The organism is Protofrankia sp. Cas8 (assembly GCF_963555845.1).
In the GTDB taxonomy this organism is placed as follows: Bacteria; Actinomycetota; Actinomycetes; order Frankiales; family Frankiaceae; genus Protofrankia.
On sequence record NZ_CAUVXI010000353.1, the window covers coordinates 1 to 1,190 of the forward strand.

Sequence of the window (1,190 nt, forward strand, 5' to 3'; positions counted from 1 at the left end):
GCGTTGGGGGCGTAATCACGCCGCCTTGCGGCGAGCCGCTCAGTGTTTCGTGGTATTTCCAGTCCTCTAGGTACCCGGCTTTCAACATCTGTTTGATGAGCCGCAGGAACCGGTTGTCGTGGACTTTCTCCGACAGGATCCCGACCATTATTTCATGGTTCAAGGACCCGAAGCAGTCGGAGATGTCGCCCTCGACAAACCACGTGGTACCAGTCCAGGTTGTCTCCACGTCCCGCAGCGCGGTGTGGCAGCCTCTCCTGGGCCGGAACCCGTGCGAATGGTCGGAGAACGTCGGCTCATAGTATGCCTCTAACAGCAGGCGCACTACTTCGCCGACGAGCTTGTCCGACCAGGACGGCAGTCCCAGCGGGCGCAGCTTCCCGTTCTTTTTCGGGATGTAGACCCGCCGGGCCGGACTGAAGCGGTACCGTTCGTGCCGCATCGCCTCGACGATCTGGTCGATCTTGTCCTCGGACATGCCGTCCGCGGTCTCTGTGCTGGCCCCGGGGGTCATGGCGCCCTGGTTGGCGTAGATCCTCCCGTAGGCCCGCAGGTACAGGTCGCGGTTGAACATCTGTCGGTACAGCTCGTTGCACGGCAGGCCCTTCCTGCCACGGTCGCGGAGGACACCCAGAACCGTTTCGGCGCTCTGCATTGCGCATGCCTTTCGGTCGTAGTGTCCGATCACCTGTGCCCCTTCGCCCTGCGGACGGACTTCCCGTCCTCCCTGGCGGGTCGTGACTCCCGCGACTACTACGGGCACTCTGTCGCCGTAGGGCTCGCACCCCTTAGGCGATCCCATGTTCGCTCGTGTCGTACGTGTATAGCGCGGTTTAGGCGGTCCACTCATCTCCTTGAATGCCCTCGCTGGGCATCGTTCCGCGTCCCGGAGGTTTGCGGCAGGCAGTCTGGTATCCTGCCGCAGGGAGCGGCGCCGGTGTCGGGCGTCTTTCCGGCGGGCTTCAGGTTGCGCCTTCTGGAGATTAGACTTCAGGCAATCCAGCTTTCGCCGTGCCGCGCGGATCCCCTAACGCATCACCCCATACGCCTGGGCATGACCGCTAGTTTCCTGGCATGCTACAGTCCCCGTATTGCCTTTCGGCGCAGAGTTAGCCATCGGATCCAGAGACGTACCTCCTGTCTCTCCCCGCTGCGCGGGGGATACAACACTGCACCTCATGGCGCAGCAG

1 protein-coding gene is annotated in these 1,190 nt (G+C 62.9%); it reads right to left on the reverse strand.

The window, feature by feature from the left end; genetic code table 11:
- Nucleotides 1–655, reverse strand: a 655-nt coding sequence (locus tag U9977_RS26735) for a reverse transcriptase domain-containing protein (RefSeq protein ID WP_322752040.1), incomplete at its 3' end; no start/stop codon positions are given.
- Nucleotides 656–1,190: the final 535 nt, after the last annotated feature.